The following is a 448-nucleotide window of genomic DNA, read 5'->3' as shown; positions in this document are numbered from 1 at the left end:
AAGTTGAAGTAACTGAAATCATGGTTGCTGTTGGCGACACCGTTGAAGAAGAGCAATCTATCTTAAACGTTGAAGGCGACAAAGCCGCAATGGAAGTACCAGCGCCGTTTGCTGGAACAGTTAAAGAAATTAAAGTCGTCGCTGGCGACAAAGTAAAAACAGGCTCACTTGTGTTTGTTTTTGAAGTAGCAGGAAGTGAATCTGCAGCACTGGCTAAAGAGTCAGCTCCTGTAGAAGCGCCAGCAGCTAGCTCAACAGCAAACGCAGCACCAAGTACTAAAGAAGTGAATGTACCTGATATTGGTGGCGATGAAGTTGAAGTAACTGAAATTATGGTTGCAGTTGGCGATACGGTTGAAGAAGATCAATCAATCTTAAACGTTGAAGGCGACAAAGCTGCAATGGAAGTACCAGCTCCATTTGCCGGTACAGTTAAAGAAATTAAAGT

Annotated in this window: 1 protein-coding gene; it reads left to right on the top strand. The window is 43.5% G+C overall.

Annotation, left to right across the window (positions count from 1 at the left end; genetic code table 11):
- Positions 1 to 448 (top strand): biotin/lipoyl-containing protein (locus tag CWB66_RS21495; RefSeq protein WP_289508524.1); only part of this gene is annotated, 448 nt, incomplete at both ends.

Origin of the sequence: Pseudoalteromonas sp. S558 (assembly GCF_005886635.1) — a bacterium.
In the GTDB taxonomy this organism is placed as follows: domain Bacteria; phylum Pseudomonadota; class Gammaproteobacteria; order Enterobacterales; family Alteromonadaceae; genus Pseudoalteromonas; species Pseudoalteromonas aliena.
The sequence above is the reverse complement of the archived record's forward strand: the minus strand, read 5'-3'. Positions and strand labels throughout refer to the sequence as shown.